This is a genomic window from Rubrivirga marina (assembly GCF_002283365.1).
Lineage (GTDB): Bacteria > Bacteroidota > Rhodothermia > Rhodothermales > Rubricoccaceae > Rubrivirga > Rubrivirga marina.
Genome location: NZ_MQWD01000001.1, coordinates 223,530 through 243,875, shown reverse-complemented (window position 1 = coordinate 243,875; position 20,346 = coordinate 223,530). Strand labels below are relative to the sequence as shown.

Annotated in this window: 26 protein-coding genes and 1 pseudogene; 4 read left to right on the top strand and 23 right to left on the bottom strand. The window is 74.9% G+C overall.

What is annotated here, in order from left to right:
* Positions 1-58: 58 nt before the first annotated feature.
* From BSZ37_RS00905 to BSZ37_RS00830, 17 genes and pseudogenes are all read right to left on the bottom strand, one after another.
* Positions 59-961, bottom strand: a complete 903-nt coding sequence (locus BSZ37_RS00905; protein WP_095508737.1) for a L,D-transpeptidase family protein — start codon at positions 959-961, stop codon at positions 59-61.
* Positions 958-1,392, bottom strand: coding sequence for a DoxX family membrane protein (locus BSZ37_RS00900; RefSeq protein WP_095508736.1), 435 nt, complete (start codon positions 1,390-1,392; stop codon positions 958-960). Before BSZ37_RS00900 ends, BSZ37_RS00905 begins: the two co-directional genes overlap by 4 nt.
* Positions 1,393-1,421: 29 nt before the next feature.
* Positions 1,422-1,874, bottom strand: a complete 453-nt coding sequence (locus BSZ37_RS00895; RefSeq protein WP_095508735.1) for a DsrE family protein — start codon at positions 1,872-1,874, stop codon at positions 1,422-1,424.
* 46 nt (positions 1,875-1,920) lie between these two features.
* Positions 1,921-3,954, bottom strand: a complete 2,034-nt coding sequence (locus tag BSZ37_RS00890) for a protein-disulfide reductase DsbD family protein (RefSeq protein WP_095508734.1) — start codon at positions 3,952-3,954, stop codon at positions 1,921-1,923.
* A 2-nt stretch (positions 3,955-3,956) separates the two neighbouring features.
* Positions 3,957-4,493 carry a TlpA family protein disulfide reductase gene (locus tag BSZ37_RS00885; RefSeq protein WP_095508733.1) on the bottom strand — a complete coding sequence of 179 codons (537 nt, stop codon included), beginning with the start codon at positions 4,491-4,493 and terminating at the stop codon, positions 3,957-3,959.
* Positions 4,490-5,047, bottom strand: coding sequence for a TlpA disulfide reductase family protein (locus BSZ37_RS00880; RefSeq protein WP_095508732.1), 558 nt, complete (start codon positions 5,045-5,047; stop codon positions 4,490-4,492). The genes BSZ37_RS00885 and BSZ37_RS00880 overlap by 4 nt, the downstream gene beginning before the upstream one ends.
* Positions 5,048-5,123: 76 nt before the next feature.
* Positions 5,124-5,525: a hypothetical protein gene (locus BSZ37_RS00875; protein ID WP_095508731.1), complete on the bottom strand. Its 402-nt coding sequence runs from the start codon at positions 5,523-5,525 to the stop codon at positions 5,124-5,126.
* Between the two features lie 4 nt (positions 5,526-5,529).
* Positions 5,530-6,393: a sterol desaturase family protein gene (locus tag BSZ37_RS00870; RefSeq protein WP_095508730.1), complete on the bottom strand. Its 864-nt coding sequence runs from the start codon at positions 6,391-6,393 to the stop codon at positions 5,530-5,532.
* Positions 6,390-6,704, bottom strand: coding sequence for a thioredoxin family protein (locus BSZ37_RS00865; protein ID WP_095508729.1), 315 nt, complete (start codon positions 6,702-6,704; stop codon positions 6,390-6,392). Before BSZ37_RS00865 ends, BSZ37_RS00870 begins: the two co-directional genes overlap by 4 nt.
* Before the next feature lie 12 nt (positions 6,705-6,716).
* Complete coding sequence (locus BSZ37_RS00860; protein ID WP_095508728.1) at positions 6,717-7,058, bottom strand: rhodanese-like domain-containing protein; 342 nt, start codon at positions 7,056-7,058, stop codon at positions 6,717-6,719.
* 27 nt (positions 7,059-7,085) lie between these two features.
* Positions 7,086-7,511, bottom strand: coding sequence for a rhodanese-like domain-containing protein (locus tag BSZ37_RS22750; RefSeq protein WP_425442612.1), 426 nt, complete (start codon positions 7,509-7,511; stop codon positions 7,086-7,088).
* Positions 7,485-8,240, bottom strand: a pseudogene (locus BSZ37_RS22745) (sulfite exporter TauE/SafE family protein); the annotation flags it as partial. The pseudogene BSZ37_RS22745 and the gene BSZ37_RS22750, both read right to left, overlap by 27 nt.
* A 5-nt stretch (positions 8,241-8,245) precedes the next feature.
* Positions 8,246-8,479 carry a YgaP-like transmembrane domain gene (locus BSZ37_RS00850; protein WP_218830356.1) on the bottom strand — a complete coding sequence of 78 codons (234 nt, stop codon included), beginning with the start codon at positions 8,477-8,479 and terminating at the stop codon, positions 8,246-8,248.
* 27 nt (positions 8,480-8,506) lie between these two features.
* Entirely contained in the window at positions 8,507-9,955 is a 1,449-nt protein-coding gene (locus tag BSZ37_RS00845) for an MBL fold metallo-hydrolase (protein WP_095508727.1), read from the bottom strand.
* A gap of 29 nt (positions 9,956-9,984) precedes the next feature.
* A complete protein-coding gene (locus tag BSZ37_RS00840) occupies positions 9,985-10,374 on the bottom strand; it encodes a DUF302 domain-containing protein (RefSeq protein WP_095508726.1) in 390 nt (129 codons plus the stop codon).
* A 14-nt stretch (positions 10,375-10,388) separates the two neighbouring features.
* Complete coding sequence (locus BSZ37_RS00835; protein ID WP_218830355.1) at positions 10,389-10,964, bottom strand: YeeE/YedE thiosulfate transporter family protein; 576 nt, start codon at positions 10,962-10,964, stop codon at positions 10,389-10,391.
* Between the two features lie 2 nt (positions 10,965-10,966).
* Positions 10,967-11,527 (bottom strand): YeeE/YedE family protein, encoded by a 561-nt coding sequence (locus BSZ37_RS00830; RefSeq protein ID WP_095508725.1) that lies wholly within the window; start codon positions 11,525-11,527, stop codon positions 10,967-10,969.
* Positions 11,528-11,632: 105 nt separating this feature from the next.
* Between BSZ37_RS00830 and BSZ37_RS00825 the strand changes: the two genes are divergently transcribed.
* Positions 11,633-11,941 carry an ArsR/SmtB family transcription factor gene (locus tag BSZ37_RS00825; protein WP_095508724.1) on the top strand — a complete coding sequence of 103 codons (309 nt, stop codon included), beginning with the start codon at positions 11,633-11,635 and terminating at the stop codon, positions 11,939-11,941.
* 336 nt (positions 11,942-12,277) lie between these two features.
* Here the strand turns inward: BSZ37_RS00825 and BSZ37_RS00820 are convergent, their stop codons facing one another.
* The 5 genes from BSZ37_RS00820 to BSZ37_RS00800 all read right to left on the bottom strand — a co-directional run bounded on the left by BSZ37_RS00820 (position 12,278) and on the right by BSZ37_RS00800 (position 15,945).
* On the bottom strand, positions 12,278-12,823 hold the full coding sequence (locus BSZ37_RS00820) for a JAB domain-containing protein (protein ID WP_095508723.1): 546 nt from the start codon (positions 12,821-12,823) through the stop codon (positions 12,278-12,280).
* A gap of 107 nt (positions 12,824-12,930) precedes the next feature.
* Entirely contained in the window at positions 12,931-13,842 is a 912-nt protein-coding gene (locus BSZ37_RS00815) for an ArdC-like ssDNA-binding domain-containing protein (RefSeq protein WP_095508722.1), read from the bottom strand.
* Positions 13,843-13,916: 74 nt separating this feature from the next.
* Complete coding sequence (locus BSZ37_RS00810; RefSeq protein ID WP_095508721.1) at positions 13,917-14,840, bottom strand: DUF6166 domain-containing protein; 924 nt, start codon at positions 14,838-14,840, stop codon at positions 13,917-13,919.
* Positions 14,841-15,080: 240 nt separating this feature from the next.
* Positions 15,081-15,602 carry a hypothetical protein gene (locus tag BSZ37_RS00805; protein ID WP_095508720.1) on the bottom strand — a complete coding sequence of 174 codons (522 nt, stop codon included), beginning with the start codon at positions 15,600-15,602 and terminating at the stop codon, positions 15,081-15,083.
* A gap of 157 nt (positions 15,603-15,759) precedes the next feature.
* Complete coding sequence (locus BSZ37_RS00800) at positions 15,760-15,945, bottom strand: hypothetical protein (RefSeq protein WP_095508719.1); 186 nt, start codon at positions 15,943-15,945, stop codon at positions 15,760-15,762.
* A 605-nt stretch (positions 15,946-16,550) separates the two neighbouring features.
* Between BSZ37_RS00800 and BSZ37_RS00795 the strand changes: the two genes are divergently transcribed.
* Genes BSZ37_RS00795 through BSZ37_RS00785 form a run of 3 tightly spaced genes read left to right on the top strand, consistent with a single transcriptional unit; the run spans position 16,551 to position 19,197 of the window.
* Positions 16,551-17,054: a LexA family protein gene (locus tag BSZ37_RS00795; RefSeq protein WP_095508718.1), complete on the top strand. Its 504-nt coding sequence runs from the start codon at positions 16,551-16,553 to the stop codon at positions 17,052-17,054.
* Positions 17,055-17,107: 53 nt separating this feature from the next.
* Positions 17,108-17,830: a hypothetical protein gene (locus tag BSZ37_RS00790; RefSeq protein WP_095508717.1), complete on the top strand. Its 723-nt coding sequence runs from the start codon at positions 17,108-17,110 to the stop codon at positions 17,828-17,830.
* On the top strand, positions 17,827-19,197 hold the full coding sequence (locus BSZ37_RS00785) for a Y-family DNA polymerase (protein ID WP_095508716.1): 1,371 nt from the start codon (positions 17,827-17,829) through the stop codon (positions 19,195-19,197). Before BSZ37_RS00790 ends, BSZ37_RS00785 begins: the two co-directional genes overlap by 4 nt.
* 27 nt (positions 19,198-19,224) lie before the next feature.
* Here the strand turns inward: BSZ37_RS00785 and BSZ37_RS00780 are convergent, their stop codons facing one another.
* Positions 19,225-20,322: an integron integrase gene (locus BSZ37_RS00780; protein ID WP_095508715.1), complete on the bottom strand. Its 1,098-nt coding sequence runs from the start codon at positions 20,320-20,322 to the stop codon at positions 19,225-19,227.
* Positions 20,323-20,346: the final 24 nt, after the last annotated feature.

Below are 20,346 nucleotides of genomic sequence, written 5' to 3'. Positions count from 1 at the left end.
GGCCACTCGTGGCAGTCGCAGGCGTCGGTGGCATGGGCTCCGTGGACGAGGCGCCCCATCATCGGTCCCCACGGGGGACGGCCATCGGATCAGGCGGGAGGAGGACGGCGACGCGGACGGGGGCATCCCGCCGCATCACGAACCGCTCAGGCGCGCCCTCGGGCTCGTCGCCCTGGACGACGACGAGCGTACCCTCGCCGGTGACCCGGCCCCCGAGCGCGCCCTCCCCAGCCGTCGTCTGCCACCCGCTCGACCACTCGTAGAGCCACTCGGCGTCGGAGGTCACCATCCGGACGCAGCCGTGGCCCTGGGGTGGTCCCGTCGGCACGACGTCGTACTGGTGGAGGTGGATGCCGCGAGCGGCGTGGATGTTCATGACGTACCGCATGAACCACTCCTCGCCCGGCGGGGCCTCCGACGAGTAACGCTCGAGCGCGCGCCAGTTCATCGTGAACCGGCCGGACGGCGTCGGGGTCTCGGCCGCGCCCGTCGAGGCCGGGCCCCACCGGACGAGTCGGCCGGCCTCGTAGGCCGCCCACGTCTGCGTCGTCTTGTCGACGACGACGGCCTTGTCGATGCCGGCCGCGCCGGACCATGTCCGGGGGTACGGCGCGTAGGCGAGTGGGGAGAGGTCGAAGTCGGCGGGTCGGGCCGGGAGCACGAGCGAGTCCCCGACGGCGAGGGCCGTGGGTGCGGGCTGGCCGAGGAGTTGGGCGAGCACGAGCCGCTGGCGGCCGCGTCGCGCGTCGCCCTCGCCGACCCGGAGGTACAGGTCGTGCCGAGCGTAGACCGAGTTGCCCGTCTCGTGCTCGACGCGCCACACGGCGTACTCAGGCGGCGCGTCCGGGAGACGGCCCTCCCGCTCGAGGAGCGCACCGAGCACGGACTGGTCGTAGCTCTGGGCCGCGGCGGCCGGCGCGAGCCCGGCGACGACAGCGAGGAAGAGTCCGAGGCGGTTCATGACAGGGCGGGGACGAGCCGGCGGGCGCGGCGGAGCCGGAGGGCCCGGTCCGCGCTGTACCCCTCCGAGCCGTGGGCCGCGAAGAACACGAGGCCGCCTAGGATGGCGACGTTCTTGAAGAGGGGCCCCAGGGCCTCCGGCGCGAGTTGGACCGTCAGCGTGATCGGGACGAGGACGGCGATGAGCCCGAGCGCGGCGGCCCGCGTCCGGTACCCGACGAGGAGGGCGAGGCCGCCGGCCAGGAGGGCGACGCCGGCCAGCAGCACGAGAGACGTTGACGGCGCGAGGGCCGTCGCGACGTGGGCGAACGGGGCCCCGTCGAGCCGGGCCGCGACGGCCTCCGGCCGGAGGAGGTGGGTCGCGCCGGAGACAAGGAAGATGAGGCTGAGGAGCACGCGGAAGGCAGCCTCCGGGAGAGGACGGGTGGTCACGGTGGGAGCGTGTGAAGAAGGATGAAGGGCTAGAGCTCGACCGAGAGAAACCCCTCGGCTTGACGGTCGAGGGCATAGAGGAGCCCGTTCGGGACGACGTCGACGCCGGGCGCGAGGGCGGCCGGGTCAATGCCGAGGTTGTCGAGCGACATCCCGCAGGCAAGCAGCCGGACGCCACCGGCGGCGGCGGACTCGACCAGCGCGGCGGCGTCCGGGGCGTCGGCCAGGAGCGCCCGGCTCCCGCCGCCGCAGACGACGAGCTCGACGGGGACCTCGGCGTACGCCGGCCGTTCGCGGAGTTCGGCGGCGGTCCGGATGGCCGCCCGCGCGTGCTGGGGCTCGCGGACGAGGAAGACGACGCCTTCAGGAGCGGCGTAAGTGGGCCGTCCGACGGGGTCGGAGGGCGCGGCAGTCGTGTCGGGCTGGGCGAGGGCCGCCGGGGCGGCGACCATGACGAGGAGGAGCAGGAGGAAGCGGGGCATGGGGTGGTGAGTCAGGGGGGCGAGTCGGGGGTGTTGGTCCGGTCCGTCAGGCGTCGGCGGGGCCGACCGCGGCGTCGAAGGCGGTGCGGAGGAAGGAGGCGAACTCGTCGGGCGAGGCCATCCCGCTCCACACGCCGACGACCTCTCCCGTGGGCGAGAGGACGGCGTAGGTCGGCATGGCGACGGTCCCGGTCAGCCTGCGCTGGACCTCCTGGAACACCGGCCCGTGCGGGCGGCCGTCGGTGAACAGCTTGGCCCGGACGACGTCGCCGCCGAGGAGCGGGGCGACCTCGGGGGCCGGGAACACGCGGGCCTCCATGGCCCGGCAGTTCGTGCAGGTGTAGCCGGTGAAGTCGACGAAGAGCGGGGCGCCGACGGCGGCCGCCTCGGCGCGTGCGGCGTCGAGGTCGTCGGTGTGCCAGGCGAGCCGGCCCTCGGCCTCGGCCCCGCTGGCGGGCGGCACGAGCGGCGGGAGGAGCGCGTCGGCGAGGGGGACCGCCCCGCCGCCCAGGCCCGGCGCCAGCACGAGGACGGCGCCGAGGGCGGCGACGGCGCCGAGGAGCCGGCCGGCCCCGACGCGCGGGGCGGGCTCGCCCGCGGGCTCGCCGAGGCGGAGCCGGCCTAGCAGGAACAGCGCGGCGAGTGCGGCCACGGCCATCGTCAGCGCGACGACGACCGGCCGTGTGAGGACCCCGACGCCCCACACGAGGTCGGCATTCGACAGGAACTTCAGGGCGGCGGCGAGCTCGACGAAGCCGAGCGTCCCCTTGAGTGTCGCCATCCACGACCCCGAGCGCGGGAGCCGCGAGAGGAGGCCGGGCGCCGCGGCGAGGACGACGAACGGGGCCGCGAAGGCGGCCGAGAACGCGGCCATCCCGAGGAGGGGCCGGGCCCACGCCGCGGCGCCCCCGCCGTCGGCCGCCGCCGTCGCCAGCAGCCCGCCCACGAACGGGGCCGTGCACGAGAACGAGACGACGGCGAGGGCCACGGCCGCGAGCAGCGTACCGAGCACGCCGCCCCGACGCCGCGAGGCGCCCTCGACGCGGTTCGCCCACGATGCCGGGAGCCGGAGCTCGACGAGCCCAAGCAGCGACAGGGCGAAGACGACGAACGCGACGCCGAGCACGAGGTTGACGACGGGGTCGGCGGCCACCCGCTGCGCCCCCGCCGCCCCGAGAACCGCGCTCGCCGCGGCCCCGAGCGCGGTGAACACGGCGACGACGGCCACGCCGAACCCGAGCGCCCGCCCGAGGGCCCGCCCCCGCGACGTGTCGTGCGAGAACGCGCCGACGGTGAGCGGGACGAGCGGGAACACGCACGGGGTCAGGAGCGCCGCCAGCCCGGCTCCGACGGCGAGCAGGAAGAACCCCGCGAGGCCCTCGCCGCCGCCGCCCCGGGCGGGCGCGGCGGCGCTCGCTTCGGGGACCCCGGCGGTCGCGGGATCGACCGGCTCCATCTCGACGGGAGCCTTTTCGACGGGGCCCGTCTCGAGCCCGGCCTCCGCCGGGTCGGGCCCGGAGGGGGCGTCGCCGGGCGGGGGCGCGGGGGCCGACGGCCCGGAGGCCACGGCCGACGCCCCCCCCGCGACGACGAGGGAGACCTCCACCGTCCGCGTCTGCGGCGGCAGGCAGATCTGGTCGTCGCACACGCCGTACCGCACCTCCACCGAGGCGGTGTGCGCGCCCAGCGGAGCGTCCGCCGTCACGGCGAGGTCGACACCGACCGTGGCCGGCCCGTCGAACCACCGGACGGGCTCGCCGAGCGACGGGTCGACGGCATCGACCGGGGGCGACTGGCGGAGGCCGACGGCGCGGACGCCCCGGGGGAGGACGGTGGCCTCGACGCGGAGCGGGATGCCGAGCGGCGAGTCGAGCGCGTAGACGTGCCAGCCCTCGGCGACCGAGAGCGTGAGCGTCGCCGTCGCCGTCCCGCCGCGCGCGAGGCGGACGGGGTCGGACGGGCCGGTCCAGACCACGAGGTCGTCGGGGTCGGGCGGCGGGGCCCCGCCCATGAAGGCGGGCTGGGCGGAGGGCGCCGTGGCGAGGGCCGCCAACGCCGACAGAAGGAGGAGGGGTCGCATGGCTATTCGGAGACGAGGTCGCGGAGAGCCGACCGGAGCGCAGGCTCGAGGAGGAGCCCCTCGTGGCGCATCCGGACCCGCCCGTCGCGGTCGATGACGTAGGTCGTGGGGAGGACGGCCGTCGGCGGCAGCCTCCCGTCGAGCGGCGCCCCGACGAGGAGCGGGTAGTCCACCCCGTGCCGCTCCGCGAAGGCGCGGACGGCCCCGGGGTCCTCGTCCTGCGAGAGCCCGAGGAACTGGACGTCGCCCGCGAACTCGGCCTGGAGGTCGACGAACCCCTGCGTCTCGACGACGCACGGCGGGCACCACGTGGCCCACACGTTGAGCACGACGACCTGGCCGCGGTAGTCGGCCGGGCCGTGGGGCGTCCCGTCGAGGGCGGCGACCGTCACGTCCGGCGCGGGCCCGAGGTCGGGGAGGTCGAGGTCGGGGACGAGCCGGCGGACGGCGACGACGGCGATGACGATGACGAGGCCCCAGAGGAGCCCGTCGCCGACCCGCCGCCACCGCCGCCCCGGCGTGAGGCGGCGCGCGGTCATGACGACGCGGTCTCAGACGGCGTCGGGTCGGCGTCGAGGAGCGGCCGGAGGAGCGGCTCCAGGTCGTCGCGGAGGATCATCCCCGGGACGTAGTGGGCCACGTTCCCCTCGCGGTCGATCACGAACGTCGTCGGGAGCGAGACGGTCGGGCCGTAGAGCCCGTCGACGGTCCCGTCGTCGACGGCGACGGGGTACGTCACCCCCATCTCCTCGGCGAACGGGCGGACGGCGTCCCAGCCGTCCTCGTCGAGCGACACGCCGACGACGGTCAGCCCGTCGTCCCGGTACTCGTCGTAGAGCTCGACGAAGTCCGGGATCTCGTGGCGGCACGGGGGGCACCACGTGGCCCAGAGGTTGAGGACGACGACCTCGCCGCGGTGCTCGGAGAGCCGGAACGTGGCGCCGGACGCGGTCGCGAGGGCGAAGTCGGGCGCCGGTGCGCTGGCGACGGGGGGCGGAGGGGTAGAGGGGGCGGGCGTCATCGCCGCGGCGGCGACGACGGCGAGGAGGCCCACGCCGGCGACGGCCGACGCGGTGACGGTAAAGCGGTCCATGGGTCCTGCGGGTTGGGTCGGTAGACGGCGAACACGAGCGGCCGGCCACCCATGAGGGCGGTCGGCGTCGGTCCGTCTAGACCCGCAGGACGACGGTGCGGAGGGCGCGGAGGGCGCCGGGGGGCGGGCCCCGCGGCCCGCTCGGGAGGGCGACCGGCGCCTCCGCTGGCCGGGGGACGTGCGTCGCCACGGCGGCCACCGCCAGCGGCCCGGGCGCCCGGAGGTCGGGCGCGGTCGCGAGCGGCGCGGGGTCGGCGTCGGGGACGACGACGCACGCGACGAGCGCGCCGTCGTCGGCCACGGCCACCGGCGTCGCCGACTGCCGCTTCGGGCAGGGGCGCTCGCCCCACGACGTCGTCGGCCCGTCGGGCCCCTGGCACACCACGAGCCCGGCCAGCGCGGGGAGCGCGACCAGGGGGACCAGCAGGGCCGCGAGGGCGCGGGCCGATCGGGCGGGGCGGGGGCGGGGCGTCGTCACGGGGTCAAGCTACGTCGCCGGTGTGAGGGTTATTGCGGTGAGGCGTCCGGCGGGGTGGAGCCGGGGGCGTCGCGTGAGCAAATGGCGTCCGGAGCATGCCGGCCACCGACTGAAAGGCGTCGTCGTCGCAGGCGTCGAGGCCGAGGCGGATCTCGTCGGGCCGCTCGCGCTGGCGGAACGACCGGAACAGCCGGTCCCACACCGAGAGCATGGCGCTGTAGTTCGAGTCCGTCTCGGGCTGCCACCGGCTGTGGTGGACCTTGTGCATCGTCGGCGTCACGATCACCTTGTTGACGACGGCCTCGACGCGCGGAGGGAGTGCCACGTTGGCGTGGTGGAACTGGACGACGGCGAACATCAGCGTCTCGTACAGCACCAGCTCCCAGGCGTAGACCCCGAGCGCCACGATGAGCGGGAGGCGGAGGAGCGATGACAGCACGATCTCACCCGTGTGGAAGCGGCTGGCGGTCGTCACGTCCATCTGGGCGTCCGAGTGGTGGACCCGGTGGAACCGCCACAGGAACGGGACCCGGTGGTTCATCCGGTGCCACGCGTACGTCCACGCGTCGAGGGCGAGGACGGCCCCGAGCGCGTGGGCCCACGGCGGAAGCCCCACGGCGTTCAAGAGCCCGAGGCCCCGGGCCTCGGCCCAGACCGCCGCGGCCACCCAGAGGCCCGCGAACACGACGGCCACGATCACGCTGTTGATCGCCCCCAACACGAGGTTGCGCACGAGGTGGCGGCTCCGCTCGCGGCGGGCCCGGAACAGCTCGAAGAACGGGTGGGCGCTCTCGAGCAGCAGGAGGGCCGCCAGCCCGGCGAGAGCGGCGACGGCCTGCGTCGTCTGGAGGGCGGCCAGGTCGATCACGCCGGGAGGTGGGCGTCGAGCCAACGGCGGATCTCGGGCTCGGGGAGGGCGCCGGTGAACTCGGCCGCCACGGCGCCGTCGACGAACAGCTTGACCGCCGGGATGCCCCGCACGCCGTACCGCCGCGTCAGCGCCGGGTGCGCGTCGGCGTTGATCTTGACGAGGCGCCAGGCCCCGCCGCTCACGCGCGCGAGCTTCTCGATGGTCGGCCCGAGCACGCGGCACGGCCCGCACCACGGGGCCCAGAAGTCGACCACGACGGGCTTGTCGTGGCTCTTGTCGAGGACCTCGGTCTGGAACTTGTCGGCCATGGGGGGAGGGGTCTAGGCCGTCTCGGCACCGGCGCGGGCGAGGGCGTCGAAGCCACCGACGTTGACGGCGCCCTCGTGACCCATCTCGCGGAGGATCCCGGCCGCCTGGCCCGAGCGGTTGCCCGAGCGGCAGTAGAGGTAGACCGGCCCCTCGTTGGGGAGGCCCAGGGCCTCCACTTTCTGGCGGAAGTCCGGGGCCATCACGTCCACGTTGACGGCGTCGGCGAGGTGACCCTCGGCGAACTCACCGGGCGTGCGGACGTCGAGGACGGGGGCGGACGCGTCGCGCTGGGCGACGAAGTCGGCGGGTGAGAGGTCAGAGGAGGAGCCCATGAGTCGGGAGAGGAAGGACATGGCAAGGGGAGTCAGGGGAGGCGGGGGTCACCGGGCGCCGGGACGCACGGGGAGGCCGGCCGCGGCGAGCGCCTCGTAGCCGCCCGCGTTGTACAGGTCGGCGAAGCCGAGGCCGGCCAGGACCTGGGCCGCGCGCTCGGCACGCTGCCCCGACCGGCAGTACACGACGACCGGGCGGGCGGGGTCGAGCACGGCGAGCGCCCGCGGTCCGAACCCGGGCACGCTCACGTCGACGAGGACGGCCGCCGCCAGCCGCCCGCTCAGGGCCGCCTCGGCCGGCCGGCGGACGTCGAGGACCTGGGACTCGGGCGTCGCCTTGAGGTAGGCCGCGGCCTCGGCGGGCGAGAGCCGCGGGACCTCGACCGTGTCCGCGCTGGCGACGGCCGCCAGCGGGGCGGCGGCGGCCTCCGCCGGGGCGAACGCGCCGGGCGCCTCCTTGACCAAGATGAACACGCCCATGACCACGAGGAAGACGGCGAACCCGCGCTTGAGCTGGGCCTGCGGGACGCGCTGGCTCAGCGCGTTGCCCACGAACGAGCCGGCGATGCCGATGGCCGCGAAGAGGCCGATGAGCCGCCAGTCGACGGCCTGCCCCGCCTCGGCGAGCACGTCGACGTACTTGAAGAAGCCGGCCGCGCTCTTGGCCGCGATGATGAGGAGGCTCGTCCCGACGGCCAAGCGCATCGAGAGCCCCCCCAGGAGCACGAGCGCCGGCACGATCAGGAACCCGCCCCCGACGCCGACGAGCCCGGTCAGCACACCCACGAACAGGCCCTCGACGGCGATCAGCCAGAGCGGCTGGCGCTCGCGGACCTCGCCCTCGGCCGGCGCCTTCCGGCCCCGGAACATGAGCCCGGCCGCCAGCAGCATCACGACGGCGAACAGGACGAGCTGGACCGGGCCGGGCACCCACTTCGCGAGCCACGCCCCGCCGTACGTCCCGACGATGCCCGGGACGCCGAAGTAGAGGACCGAGTGCCAGTCGACAAGCTTCTGGCGGGCGTACGGGAGCGCCCCGACCGCCGCGATCGCGCCGACGATGGCGAGGCTCTCGGCGATCGCCACCTTCTCGGGCTGGCCGGCGAGGTAGACGAGGACGGGGACGGTGAGGATCGAGCCGCCGGAGCCGAGGAGGCCGAGGACGAGCCCGATGGCGACGGCGCCGAGGAGGGCGTAGAGCATAGAGGTCAGGAGGTCGCGCGGCGGGCGGAGTCGCCCTCGAGCGGGTAGCCGAGGGCGGGGCCGAGCACGCACACGTCGAGGGCGCCGGCGGCGAACGGGACGGCGGAGAGCACAGCGGCGGCCTTGCCGCTGGGTGTGTCGCGGCGGCCGAGGCCCCAGGCGAGGAGCCCGAGGCCGGCGGCCACGCGGGCAGCGCGCCCGGCGGGCGAGACCATGAAGCGGACGAATGACTCAGTCATGACAGGAGGGGTTGGAAGGGGGCAGGGTCAGGCGGTGGCGTCGGCCGGGGCACCGGTCTCGACCGTGTCGGCGATCTCACGGTAGTGAGGGAAGCCGTCGTTGACGTAGACCACGTCGTGGCCCTCGCGCGCGAGGAGGGCCGACGCGACGGCCGAGCGGACGCCGCTCTGGCAGTGGACGTAGAGCGGGCTGCCCTCGGGCACCTCGCCGAGGCGATCCGCCAGCCGGGTGTGGGCGACGTTCGTGGCGCCCGGCACGTGGCCGGCCTCGAACTCGGCCTGGCGGCGGACGTCGAGGACGGCGGCCCCGGCCTCCCGGTCGAGGACGGCCTCGAAGTCGACCTCGGGGATCGAGGCCGTCTCGCCCCCGCCCTGGACGTGGGCCGCGAGCGTCTCGAACGTGGCGTACGCCGGGACCTGGTCGAGCCCGATCCGGACGAGGTCGCGCACGGCCTCCTCGACGTCGGCCTCGGCGATTAGGAGGACGACCGGCGTCTCGGGGTCCGTCACGTACGACCCGACCGTCGTGTTGAACTGCTTGTCGAAGGGGGCGTAGAGCGCGCCCGGGAGGTGGTCCGCCATGAACGCCGAGCGGTCGGCCCGCGTGTCGACGACGACGGCGCCCTCCGGGAGGCCCGCCAGTTCGCCGGGGGCGAGGGCGCGCGGCATCGGGAGCGCCGCCAGCGGGGGCACGCCGTCGCGGTTGAGCCGCTTCATCCGGCCGAAGTAGAGCGGGGGCTCGGGCTGGGCGTCGAGGATCGTCTCGACGAAGGCCTCCTCGCCGCGGCGCGCGGCGTCGATGGCCCCGTTGTAGTCCTTCTCGTAGCCGACCGTCGACTGGGGGATGGCGCCGAGCGACTTCCCGCACGCGCTCCCGGCGCCGTGGCCGGGCCACACCTGGATCTGGTCGTCGAGCTCGAGGAACCGCTGAACGGACTCGTAGAGGGCCCGCGCGGCGGGCTCCTGAGCGCCGGCCTGGCCGGCCGCGCTCTCGAGGAGGTCGGGCCGGCCGAGGTCGCCGACGAACACGAAGTCCCCGCTGGCGATGCCCATCGGCGTGCTCGCCCCGCCGCCGTGGTCGGTCACGAGGTAGCTCAGGTGCTCGGGCGTGTGGCCCGGCGAGTGGACGGCCCGGACCTCGATGTTGCCGACCTCGAACGTGTCGCCGTCGCGGAGGAAGGTGACGTCGTCGCGGTCCTGGGCCCAGGCCGAGCCCCACCCGGCGTCCTCGCCCTCGGCCGAGAGGAAGAGGCGGGCGCCCGTCGCCTCCGCCAGCGCCTGCGCGCCCGACAGGAAGTCGGCGTGGATGTGGGTCTCGGCCACGTGCGTGATCGTGAGCCCCTCCTCGGCGGCGGCCGCGAGGTAGCGGTCGACGTCGCGCTCGGGGTCGACGACGAGGGCCTGCCCCGTCTTCTGGCAACCGATGAGGTAGGCGTACTGGGCGAGCTTGGGGTCGGCGATCTGTCGGAACAGCATGGGTCGGTCGGGTTCTTGAGTGTTGGTGGTCAGGCGGCGTCGACGGCGCGGCGGAGGCGGTCGCGGATCTCGGCCGCGATCTCGTCGAGACCGTCGTTCTCGACGGCGGCCATCGAGGCCACGGGGTCGATGGCGGCCACCTCGGTCCGGCCGTCGCCCACGCCGCGGAGGACGACGTTGCAGGGGAGCATCGTCCCGATGAGGGGCTCGGCCTCGAGCGCGCGGTGAGCCGCCGGCGGGTTGCACGCCCCGAGGATCTTGTACGGCCCCGTCTCGACGTCGAGCTTGGCCTTGAGCGTCGCCTGGATGTCGATCTCGGTCAGCACGCCGAACCCCTCGTCCTGGAGGGCGGCGCGGACGCGCTCTTCGGCGTCGGCGAGGTCTGTGTCGAGCGTGCGGGTGTGGGCGAAGGTGGGCATGGCAAGAGGAGGCGCTAGTGGGGCAGGTGGTCGCGGAGTGAGGCGTAGGTCCACGTCCCAGCGAGGGCCGCCACGAGCGCGGCGAGCATCACGGAGACGCCGCCGCCGAGGAGGGCGACGAGCGGGCCGGGGCAGGCGCCGAGGAGCGCCCACCCGAGGCCGAACGTGACGCCGCCCATCCAGTAGCGAGCGCCTGGCACGCGCGAGCCGCCCCACGCCTTGGCGCTGAGTTGGATGGGCTCGCCGTGGACGGTCGTGAGGCCCAGCTTCTTGATGACCCAGATCGAGAGCGCGGCGGTCGCCACGGCCGAGCCGATGATCCCGTACATGTGGAACGACTCGAACCGGAACATCTCGTAGATCCGGAACCACGAGATCACCTGGGCCTGGGTGAACACGAGGCCGAGGGCGGCGCCGAGGAGGCCGTAGACGGCGAGGGCCAGGGGGGCGTTGCCCTCGGCGAGAGCGCGCGGGCGGAGCGCGGGCGCCACCTGCTCGGTATCGAGGCACTCAATGGGGGGCTCGACGCGGGGCGAGGCGCCGTCCCCGGCGCCGTCGGACTGGCGGAAGCGGAGGGCGGAGTCGGTCATGGCTATCCGAGGAGGAGCGGGAGGACGAAGTGCGTCACGGCGAGCCCGCCGACGAAGAAGCCGGCGACGGCCACGAGCGACGGGAGCTGGAGGTCGGCGAGGCCCGAGATGGCGTGGCCGCTGGTGCAGCCGCCGGCCCACCGGGCCCCGAAGCCGACGAGGAAGCCGCCTCCGAGCACCATGAGGGCGCCGCCGGGGGTCGCGAGGGCGCCCCACGAGATGAGCTGGGCGGGGACGAACCCCGTGAGGTCGGTCACGCCGAGGTCAGCGAGCGCGGCGACCGTGTCGGCCGAGAGGCCCATCGCGGCGGACGGGTCCGAGAAGACGCGGATGCCGAGGAAGCCGCCAACGGCGATCCCGGCGGCGAACACGAGGTTCCACAGCCCGGCCGTCCGCCAGTCGTAGCGGAGAAAGCCCGGCTTGGCCCGGTTGGAGACCGGGAGGGCGGCGCAGGCGTGGCGGAGGTTGGCCGAGAGGCCGAACGCCTTGCCGCCGAACAGGAGGAGGGCCGGGACGACGAGGCCGATGAGGGGCCCAGCGACGTACCAAGGGAGGGGGGACATGCGGTGCTCAACTGGTTGGTTGCACAATCAACTCGTCAGTTGAACAGTTGGTCCACGAAGGAACGACAAAGAGCCCCCGTACCTTCCGGCACGCCCCGACGCCCCATGCCGACCGACGTCCTCGTCCCCGCCGACCTCCTCGACGCGGCCGCCGCCCGGTTCCGCCTGCTCGGCGACCCGACGCGGCTCCGGCTCCTCCGCGCCCTCTACGACGCGGACGAGCTCCCCGTCCACGCGGTCGCCGACGCGACGGGCCAGAGCCACGCGAACACCTCGAAGCACCTCCGCCAGCTCGCCCAGGCCGGCGTCGTGGCCGGCCGCCGGGACGGGCTCCTCGTGTACTACCGGATCACCGACCCGACGCTCCGGCGGCTCTGCGACGTCGTGTGCGACGCGCTAGCGGACGGCGAGTAGGGCGTACCGCTTCGCCGTGACCGTCACGCTCGCAACGCGGACGCACGGGCCTTCGGCGACCCGGCTAGACCGGCGCGAGTGGCCGGCGCCGCCGACGTGACCGACGGGGGCGGGTCCGGCGGCGAGTGGTTGAGCGCTCGGCTTTACTGACAGTAGTCCGGTTAACGGCCCCTTTCGCCGCCTCTCCAGCCGTCCTCCCGCAACGGTTCTGATCGGGCCGATCCTGTTCGGCAACCCGTCCGGGAAACAGCGTCCGGGAACCCCCGGCCCCTCGTCTCCCCGTACGCCGTCGCGGGAGGCCGCGTGACCCCGCTTGCTTGGGTCTACCGTGGCCGGCTAGAGGAGGCCGCGCTCGACGAGCGACGTGTACCGCCCGTCGTACCCGACGACGAGCGAGTCGACGAGCCCGACGCCGACGGCCTCGCCGGCCGCCCGGAGCTGCTTGCTCACGGCCACGTCGGCCCGGCTCGGCTCGAGGTTCCCGCTCGGGTGGTTGTGCGCGACGAGGACCGACCGGGCGTTGCAGAGGAAGCAGAACCGGAAGACCTCGCGCGGGCTCGCGACCGAGGCGTCGACCGTCCCGACGTGGCAGACGTGGGCGCCGATGACGCGGGTGGCCGTGGACAGCGCGACGGCCAAGAAGACCTCCCGGTCGTACCCGTCGAGCATCTCGCAGCACAGGCGCGCGGCGTCGGCGGGAGTCCGGACGACGGTCGTCTCGTGGCTCCGCTCCCGGACCAGTCGGACGGAGAAGACGGGGACGTCGAGGCGCGGAGGGTCAATGGGCTCGGCGAACAGGTCGAGCGTGTGCCCGGGGCCGGTCGGCTCGGGGCGCGTGGAGGGCGAACACGTGTTCGTGTGATGGGCTTGGTTGGTGGTCATGGGGATGTCGGAGACGACAACAGGCCGGGCCCCGCGGTGGGAGCCCGGCCTGTCGGTCGGTAGTCGGAAGTGTGGGATCCCGGGCGCGCTGCCCGGGAGTGGGTGGTCTACCTGGCGGCCTCGGTGGGGGCGTCGACGAGCGCGAGGAGCCGGCCAGCGATCCGGTCGATGGCGTCGAGCTCCGCGGCCATCCGCTCGTCGTCGCCCCAGCCCTTGAGGTAGGGCAGGCTCGCCCGGGCCGTGTCGAGCCCGAGCGCCGCGAGCGCGACGTAGGCCGCGCCCTCGGCCTGGACCTCCTTCGAGGCCCTCGGCGTCTCCCGGTCGCCGGTGTGGGCCACGGCGTGGGCCAGCTCGTGACAGAGGACCGCGCACCGGTCGGCGCCGGAGAGCGAGGCCCGGACGCAGACCGTCCGGTCGGCCTCCCGGTACCACCCGTCGGCGTACCCGAGCGAGGTGTAGTGGGCCGAGCATCCGATCTGTTCGGCCGCGGCCTCGAGCCGGGCGAGGAGCCCGTCGGGTCCGTCGGCGTCGAGACGAGGGATCGGAGGCGTGTAGACGAGGGCGTCGTCGGTCACGGCCTCCGTCTGCTCGTAGTCGAACGTCGTCGTCGTGCGGAACCCGGCAGGCACCCGGTCATCCGGGTCGTGGCCCGCCGCGACCTCGCCCTCCGTCGGGCGGCGGAGGATCGGCGCGAGGACCGTGATCCCCCGCTCGCCCTTCCGGACCCGGCGCCCGTGCCTCGTCCACGTCTTGAACCCCGCGCAGTGCCGGGCCGTCGGGCGCTGCATCCAGATGAGGAGCGTGTTCCGGGGCGAGTAGTTATGGAAGCGGGCGCGGAAGGCGAGGTAGGCCCGGAGCGCGGCCGGGTCGTCGCGGACGCCGGCGAGCCCGCGGGCGAGGACGGCCTTCGCGGCGTCGAGGCGGACCTGGCGGTCGGGCCGGGCGTCGCGCTGGGCCGCGGAGAGGACGGGCGTCGTGAGGCCGAGGGCGAGCTGGTTCGGGGCGTGGTTCTTGGTCATGGGAGTGTCTGGAATGGAGAGAGGCCGGCGCCCCTCGGTGGGAGCGCCGGCCTCTCGGTCGGTGGATGGGTGAGCTAGGCGGCTGGGGTGGTCTGGGCTGCCACCCAGACCCGGACGTCGGCCGCGCGGAGGACGCCGCCGGCACGCGGGACCCGGGCGACGACGTCGGCCTTGAAGGCCTGGTACAGCCGCTCGGCCGTCGGCTCGTCGGTCAGCGCAAGGAGCACGCTCCGGGCGAGGTCGGCCGGTCCGCTCCCGCAGTAGCCCCACTCGATGCCGGTCGGCGAGTGCCTCGGGGCGTGGGGGACCGAGGCGTGGGCCGTCCCGTCGATCCGGCGGTAGAGCACGACGTCGTCGGGGTCGTAGCCGGGGCGGAGGACGTCGGCCTCGGGCCGGACGACGAGGCGGAGCGGGCTGGATGGCGGCTCGGGCTCGGCGCTCGCGGCGCCGTCGCCACTGACCGACGATCCGTCGCCGAGCGCGTCGAGGATCCGGTCGAGGGCCTCGCCGACGTGGCCGAAGGCGACGTTGGCCCCGAGCGTGTACCCCCCGGTCTCGCTCCCCGTCACGCGGGCGAGGTGGACCGTGAGCCCGAACGGGACGAGCGGGCGGACCCACCCGAGGTGCTTCGATTGGATCCCGCCGAGGGCCTCGTCGCCGAGGCTCGCGGTGATCGTCTCGGCCGTGACGCCCAAGCGCAGCTCGGCCCACGGCTCGGCCGGGTCCCGGACGAGATCCCACAGGGCGCGCTGGTGCTTCGACGTCCCGGCCAGCTTCGACGGGACGGCCAGCGACGAGGCCCGGTGGAGCGCGCTGAACGTGGCCGAGGTGAGGGCCTTCGCGAGGAGCGTGTCCGGGCGCATCCGGGACCTCTCGGTCGCGAAGGCGAGCCAGCGGCCGGCCTGGGCGGCGACCTCGGCCGCGCGGGTCTCGTCGGGCGTAGTGTGGGCGCCGTGCTGGGAGCGTACGGCGGGAGTGGTATCGTGGGTGTTCGACATGACGTGGGGACCTCATCCCCTGTCGTGGTTGAGGCGCCGCGCTGTTCTAGAGCGCTGGCGTCGTGAAGCCCGGCCGGTCCTTCCGGCCTGGGCGATGCTGGCCCGACGGCAGAGCCGACCGGCCAGACATGGCGACGCCCGCCTCGATCTCTCGGGGCGGGCGTCGTGTGTGTTCGGCTCTCTGGGAGCCCGGGCCGTGGCCCGTCGCGGCGGTCGCCGCAGTGGGTGGCTAGCGCCTCGCTAGAAGGGCAGCCACGGGTCGACCTCGGCGACCGCCGGCCACGGGCCCAGCCGCTCGTCGTAGAGGTCGGGCGCGGGCTCGTAGCCGTCGAGGGCCTCGGCGTAGAGCGCGTGACGGTCGGGGTCGTCGACCGCGCTCGGCAGGCCGGCGCCCGCGTCGTCGTAGCCGGCGAGGTAGGCCGCGAGGTCGAACCCGTACTGGCGCTCGAACCACACGGCGTACGCCGCCTCGGTCCGGTGCCAGTGGCGCCACGTGAACTCGGTGAACCGGAGGCTCGTCATGACGTGCGTCACGCTCCGGCGGCCGTCAGCGTCGCGCTCGTAGCGGACGCGGTACCCGGTGCGGTAGACCCACTCGGTCAGCGGGCGCTCGGAGTACCCGTCGGCGGTGCAGTGGTCGTACCCGGCCTCGTACGACGCCTCGTAGTAGGCGTCGTGGTCGAGCTCAGGCGGGCACCGACAGCCGTAGTAGGCGCCGCAGAGGCACTGGTCGCCGGGGCCGGGAAGGGAGTAGATGGACATGGTGAGGGCCCTGTGGGCCGGTGGGGTTGCCGCGCGCACCTCGCCCAGGGGAGTCCGGGTCGGGCGCGTGCGGTGGGGGTGCCGCCGGAGTCGGCGGCGTGCCCGCGCGCCTCCGCGCGGGGGTGTCGGGCGAGTCCCGACGTGGCAGGGGGCCCGGTCAGCGGTCGGCCGGGGGGATGAGCCCCTCGCGGCGCCACCGGCACACGAGGCACCGGGGGCCGAGGAGGCAGGCCTCGGGGGCGATCGCCCGGCGCTCGCGGCCTCGGAGCCGGAGGAGCGGGACGGTGGGCCGCGCGGGCGGCGTGTCGGCAGGGCGGACCTCTGCCTGGGGTTGGGGGGTCATGGCGCACGGCACCTCAGCCGTGGCGGTGGCGGACGACGGTCCGCCGTGGAAGGGGTCGACGCCTGGGCGTCGGCGAGCGAGTCCCGGCGCTCGGTCGGAGAGGGGGACCTCTGCGGGGGCTCCCACAGAAGACCCCCCCCCACCTCGAAACGGCGACCGACCGGGGCCGGGGACTCGGTGTGGGCGTCCGGACGCCGCGCCGGATTCGGGCCCCCTCCGGTCGGCCGTCAATACCCGGGCCCCACGGACCAGGGCACCTGCGCGGCCCCGGCCGACGTGGGACGGTTTGCCGCAGTGGGCGGGCCGTCCGGGGGCGTCTCGCGGCCGGCCGCCGCCCCGGAATCGGCCCGGAACCGTTTGGTTTGGCGCTTCCGCGTGAGCGGACCGGCGTTTCCGCTCCGCGAGTCGGGAGAGGGGTGTCCGGGCCCGGGCCGGGGTTTCACGCCGGAATCCGCGCTGGCCGGGGCCGGGGTCCCTACCCCACCCCGCGCCCGAGTCCCCGCGCGTCAGGCGGTGGCGTGGCGCGCGAGGGGGCCCATGACGGGACGGGTGTCACCGGGGGAGGCCGTCCTTCAGGCCGTCAGGGCGGACCCCACCTCTCCCCCATGTCCCTCTCGCTCACGCCCCCGCCGCCCCCGCCCTCGGGCCGCGTCACCGTCATCGGGACGGCGGCCGACCTCCCGCCCGGCCCGTGGCTCCCGTTCTTCGCCTCGGCCGTCGCCGCCGGGTTCCCCAGCCCGGCCGACGACTACGCCGAGGGTGAGCTCGACATGCGCGACCTCCTCGGGGCCTCGTCCCCGTCCGTGTTCTTCTGCCGGGCCGAGGGGTGGTCGATGCGGGACGAGGGGATCCGCGACGGCGACGTGTTGGTCGTCGACCGGGCCGTCGAGCCCGAGTCGGGGATGATCGTCGTGGCCGCCGTCGACGGCGAGCTCACGGTCAAGCGGTACGTCCGCCGAGGCCAGCGAGTCATCCTCTTGGCCGCGAACCCGGAGCACGACCCCATCGAGCTCCACGACGGGCAGGAGCTCGTCGTGTGGGGCGTGGTCACGAGCCACGTCGGGTTCCACCTCCCGGCCGGGAAGGGGCTCCGCCGGGTGGCCGCCTGATCGCACGGCCTCCCCTGCGCCCTTAGCGTGTGGTCCCCTCGCACCCCGCCTCCATGCCCCCCTCCTCTGTTCCCGCCGGCCTCGACGTCGCCGCCGCCAACGCCCGGCTCCGGTCCGTGTACGAGGGTGCGTGGCCCCGCCTCCGAGAGGCCTCAGCCTCCACCGAGGGCGCCTCGGGGGTCCACCTCGTTCGGATCCCCGACCGGCTCGGCGGGGCCCCCGTCCGCGTCGCTGTGGTCGGGCAGGAGACGCAGACGTGGCCCGACGAGCCCACGGTCGACGCCCAGCTCGCCCACTACCCCGCCGACGGGTTCGTCCACGGCCGGTCCCACTCCCCGTTCTGGCGGGCCGCGTGGGAGCTGGCCGACGGGCTCACGGGCGTTGAGGGCGCCCCGGTCCTCTGGGCCAACCTCGCCCCGGTCGACGTCGATGGCCGGCGGCCCTTCCGGTCGGTCCGCCGGCTGTACCGGGAGGCCGTCCCCCCGCACGGGCTCCTCCGCCACGCCCTCGACGCCGCCCGCCCCCACGTCATCGTGTTCTTCGTCGGGCCTACCGAGCCGTACGCCGACGAGATCGAGTGCCAGTTCCCGGGGGTCGAGTTCGAGGCCGTCGACGGCCACGGTCCCCGGGAGCTCGTCCGCCTCCGCCACCCGGCCCTCCCCGCGGCCTCGTTCCGGTCGTACCACCCGAACTACCTCCGGCGGAGCGGTCGGTGGGAGAACGTCGGCCGGATCGCCGAGCTCTCGGAGGCGGCCCTGTCGGGGGGCGAGCCGTGACCCCCCGTCGCCTCGTCGCCCTCGTCGACTGCTCCGCGTTCTACGTCTCGTGCGAGCGGGTCTTTGACCCGTCCTTGGAAGGCGTCTCCGTCGCCGTGCTCAGCAACAACGACGGGTGCGTCATCGCCCGGAGCCAGGAGGTCAAGGACGCCGGCATCCCGATGGGCGCCCCGTACTTCAAGCACCGCCGCGAGCTCGAGGCCATGGGCGCCCGGGTGTTCTCGAGCAACTACACGTTGTATGGGGACATGAGCCGGCGGGTCATGGACACGCTCCTCACGGTCTCGCCCGACGTCGTCCCGTACTCGATCGACGAGGCGTTCGTCCACCTCCCCACGGGCGGCCGGACCGGCGACGCGCTCCGCGAGCACGCCGAGGCGACGGCCCGCGAGATCCGGCGGCGCGTGCTCCGGTGGACAGGGGTCCCCGTCCGCGTGAGCGTGGCCGAGACGAAGACGCTCGCGAAGGCGGCGAGCGAGTACGCCCGGACGCTCCTCCGCGCTGGCGAGGAGCCCGTCGTCTGCTTCTACGGCCACCCCGACCGGGAGGCGTTCCTCGAGGACCTCGACGTCGGCGACGTGTGGGGCGTCGGGCGACGGTGGGGCCAGCGGCTCCGGGACCTCGGGTACGGGACGGCGGCCAAGCTCGCCGGGGCGCCCGACGCCGTGATCCGGCGGCGGTTCAACGTCGTCCTCTTGCGGACGGTCTACGAGCTCCGGGGGATGGCGTGCGTCCGGGACGGGGACGGCCCGGTCGAGCGGAAGACGATGGTCCGCTCCCGTTCTTTCGGCGAGCCGGTCGAGGATCTGGAGACGATCCGTCGGGCCGTAGCCACGCACGCGGCGCGGGCGGCGGAGAAGCTGAGGCGGGAGGGGCTCGTGGCCGGGCGGGTCGGCGCGTTCTGCACGACGAAGGGGCACGGCCCAGGGCCGCACCGGACAGGGTGGGTCGAGCGCGAGCTGGCGGTCGCCTCGGCCCGGACGCCCGACCTCATCCGGGCCGCGCTGCTGTCGCTGGGCGAGGCGTACGTCGGCACCGACGACCGGGGCCGGCCGTATCGGTACCGGAAGGCCGGGGTCGTCCTCGGCGAGCTCCGGCCGGCGGGGACGGAGCAGGGCGCCCTGTTCCACGCCGACGAGCGGACGCCGGAGTGGACGGCGGCGCAGGGCCGGCTCATGGACGCGGTCGACGCGTGCAACCGGCGGTTCGGGAAGCGGGCCGTGGCGTTCGCGACGATGGGCCCGCCGAACGCCCTACGCAAGACCCGGGACGGCTCGACCGGCGCGCCGCGGTGGGAGATGCGGCGCGAGCGGATGAGCCCGCGGTACACGACGCGGTGGGACGAGATCGCCGTCGTCGGGGCTTGAGCATGGGCCTCGTCCGGGCCGGCCACGCTACAGCGTGTCGAGCGGGCTCACGACGCCGCGGACGCCCCGGTTCAGCACGTGCGTGTAGACCTCCGTCGTCCGGACGTCCTTGTGGCCCAGGAGCTCCTGGACCGTCCGGATGTCGGCCCCCCGCTCGAGCATGTGCGTCGCGAACGAGTGCCGGAACGCGTGGGGCGAGACCGGCTTCTCGACGCCGGCCGCCTTCGCCGCTCGGCGGACCGCCTTCTGGACCGGGCTCTCGGTGAGGTGGTGGCGCCGGACGGCCCCCGAGCGGGGGTCGGCCGAGAGCCGCCCGGCCGGGAACACGTACTGCCACGCCGTCTCGGTCGCGGCCGACGGGTACTTGTGCGCGAGGGCCGAGGGGAGGTAGACCGACCCGTGGCCGCCGGCGAGGTCCTTCTCGTGGAGCGCGCGGACGTAGTCGAGCTGGGCCGCCAGCGGCCGGACGACGGCCTCGGGGAGGACGGTCACCCGGTCCTTGTCCCCCTTCCCCTCGCGCACGACGATCTGGCCCTCGGCGAGCCCGACGTCCTTGACCCGGAGCCGGAGGGCCTCGAGGAGCCTCAGGCCGGACCCGTAGAGGAGCGCGCCGACGAGCCGGGGCGTCCCGTCCATCCGCCCGAGCACGGCGGCGACCTCCGAGCGCGTGAGGACGACCGGCAGGCGTCTCGGCCGCTTGGCCCGGGGGAACGGGCCGACCTCCTCGAGGGGCCGGCCGAGGACGGCGCCGTAGAGGAAGAGGAGGGCCGCGAGGGCCTGGTTCTGGGTCGACGCCGCGACGTTCCGGTGTTCGGCGAGGTGGCCGAGGTAGGCGGCCACCTCGGGCTCGCCCATGTCGGACGGGTGACGGGGCCGGCCGTCGGCGTCGCGGTGGAAGAGGCAGAAGCGCTTGGCCCACGAGGCGTAGGCGGCCTCGGTCCGGACCGAGTAGTGCCGGACGCGGCAGGCGGAGCGGACGGCGTCGAGGAGCCGGCCGTCGTGCCCAGGGCCGTCCCGCCCGGGGCCGGGCTCCGCGACGGCGGACCCGGTCGGGGCGGACCCGGTCGGGGCGGACCCGGTCGGGGCGGACCCGGTCGGGGTCTTGTATGGGGTCGTGTTCTGCATACGCGTCGTCGGGCCGGATAAAGA

Coding starts and splice junctions, on each gene's coding strand:
- BSZ37_RS00790 (WP_095508717.1), top strand. CDS start 17,108: ATGCCCCCCTCCTCTGTTCCCGCCGGCCTCGACGTCGCCGCCGCCAAC.
- BSZ37_RS00810 (WP_095508721.1), bottom strand. CDS start 14,840: ATGTCGAACACCCACGATACCACTCCCGCCGTACGCTCCCAGCACGGC.
- BSZ37_RS00885 (WP_095508733.1), bottom strand. CDS start 4,493: ATGACCGCGCGCCGCCTCACGCCGGGGCGGCGGTGGCGGCGGGTCGGC.
- BSZ37_RS00800 (WP_095508719.1), bottom strand. CDS start 15,945: ATGACCCCCCAACCCCAGGCAGAGGTCCGCCCTGCCGACACGCCGCCC.
- BSZ37_RS00795 (WP_095508718.1), top strand. CDS start 16,551: ATGTCCCTCTCGCTCACGCCCCCGCCGCCCCCGCCCTCGGGCCGCGTC.
- BSZ37_RS00860 (WP_095508728.1), bottom strand. CDS start 7,058: ATGTCCTTCCTCTCCCGACTCATGGGCTCCTCCTCTGACCTCTCACCC.
- BSZ37_RS00815 (WP_095508722.1), bottom strand. CDS start 13,842: ATGACCAAGAACCACGCCCCGAACCAGCTCGCCCTCGGCCTCACGACG.
- BSZ37_RS00895 (WP_095508735.1), bottom strand. CDS start 1,874: ATGCCCCGCTTCCTCCTGCTCCTCCTCGTCATGGTCGCCGCCCCGGCG.
- BSZ37_RS00835 (WP_218830355.1), bottom strand. CDS start 10,964: ATGACCGACTCCGCCCTCCGCTTCCGCCAGTCCGACGGCGCCGGGGAC.
- BSZ37_RS00830 (WP_095508725.1), bottom strand. CDS start 11,527: ATGTCCCCCCTCCCTTGGTACGTCGCTGGGCCCCTCATCGGCCTCGTC.
- BSZ37_RS00805 (WP_095508720.1), bottom strand. CDS start 15,602: ATGTCCATCTACTCCCTTCCCGGCCCCGGCGACCAGTGCCTCTGCGGC.
- BSZ37_RS00905 (WP_095508737.1), bottom strand. CDS start 961: ATGAACCGCCTCGGACTCTTCCTCGCTGTCGTCGCCGGGCTCGCGCCG.
- BSZ37_RS00780 (WP_095508715.1), bottom strand. CDS start 20,322: ATGCAGAACACGACCCCATACAAGACCCCGACCGGGTCCGCCCCGACC.
- BSZ37_RS00880 (WP_095508732.1), bottom strand. CDS start 5,047: ATGGACCGCTTTACCGTCACCGCGTCGGCCGTCGCCGGCGTGGGCCTC.
- BSZ37_RS00890 (WP_095508734.1), bottom strand. CDS start 3,954: ATGCGACCCCTCCTCCTTCTGTCGGCGTTGGCGGCCCTCGCCACGGCG.
- BSZ37_RS00840 (WP_095508726.1), bottom strand. CDS start 10,374: ATGCCCACCTTCGCCCACACCCGCACGCTCGACACAGACCTCGCCGAC.
- BSZ37_RS00850 (WP_218830356.1), bottom strand. CDS start 8,479: ATGACTGAGTCATTCGTCCGCTTCATGGTCTCGCCCGCCGGGCGCGCT.
- BSZ37_RS00825 (WP_095508724.1), top strand. CDS start 11,633: ATGCCGACCGACGTCCTCGTCCCCGCCGACCTCCTCGACGCGGCCGCC.
- BSZ37_RS00865 (WP_095508729.1), bottom strand. CDS start 6,704: ATGGCCGACAAGTTCCAGACCGAGGTCCTCGACAAGAGCCACGACAAG.
- BSZ37_RS00820 (WP_095508723.1), bottom strand. CDS start 12,823: ATGACCACCAACCAAGCCCATCACACGAACACGTGTTCGCCCTCCACG.
- BSZ37_RS00845 (WP_095508727.1), bottom strand. CDS start 9,955: ATGCTGTTCCGACAGATCGCCGACCCCAAGCTCGCCCAGTACGCCTAC.